This window comes from Luteibacter sp. P1_D3 (assembly GCF_056406135.1).
Genome location: NZ_JBFUAT010000097.1, coordinates 1 through 1,043 on the forward strand (window position 1 = coordinate 1; position 1,043 = coordinate 1,043).

Sequence of the window (1,043 nt, forward strand, 5' to 3'; positions counted from 1 at the left end):
GGGTGGCGCTGTGCGGCGCTGTGCGTGGAGCGTGGGCTGCCGATGATGGTGGGCCTGTTGGCGGTGTTGAAGGCCGGTGGTGCGTACGTGCCGCTGGATCCGTCGTACCCGGCCGAGCGACTGCGTTACATGCTGGAGGATGCGGCACCGGTAGCGGTGTTGACCCAGCCTGGGCTGGGCGAGGCATGGACATCGCTCTCGGCACAGCTTGCCGTGCCGGTGCTGGACCTGACCGCGACCTCGGTGTGGGCGGAGGAAGCGGACACCGACCTGGATCGTGCGGGGCTGATGCCCTCGCACCTGGCGTATGTGATCTACACCTCCGGCTCAACCGGTCAGCCCAAGGGCGTGATGGTCGAGCACTCGGGCGTGATCAATTACCTCCGTTGGGCCGGCAAGGCTTACGACATGAATCGTACGCTCGTGTCCTCGTCGCTATCGTTCGACGCCACGGTAACGAGTCTGCTTGGTCCTTGGGTCGTCGGTGGCGTGGCCGAACTGTTGGACGAAAAGCGTGAGGTGGACGAGCTGGAACGTCRGATCGGTACGCTGGAAGGCCTGGTCAAGATCACGCCAACGCACCTTGAATCGTTGGGCCAGCGCGTTCGTGGACAAGGTGTGGGTAGCCGGGTAGGGACGTTTGTGGTCGGTGGCGAGGCGCTGCCGGCATCGRCGGTGCGGCTGTGGCAAGCAATCCAGCCTAACGTGCGGATCGTAAATGAGTACGGACCGACGGAAGCAGTAGTCGGCTGCATGATCTACGACGTAAGGGATGGCCTGTCATCCTCGGCGAGCGTATCAATCGGCCGTCCGATCGCAAACACGCGGATCTACATCCTGGATGGTCACGGTGAGCCGGTTCCGGTGGGTGTGGCCGGCGAGATCCACATCGGTGGTGCGGGTGTGGCACGGGGTTACCTCAACCGTGCGGAATTGACGGCGGAGCGCTTTGTGGCCGATCCGTTCCACGGTGGACGGATGTACCGCACGGGTGATCTGGGCCGGTGGCGTGAGGACGGCACGATCGAGTATTTGGGTCGTAA

At 63.8% G+C, this 1,043-nt stretch carries 1 protein-coding gene; it reads left to right on the forward strand.

From position 1 onward, the window contains the following. On the forward strand, positions 1 to 1,043 hold a 1,043-nt coding region (locus AC1DYM_RS23005; RefSeq protein WP_477342371.1), incomplete at both ends, for an amino acid adenylation domain-containing protein.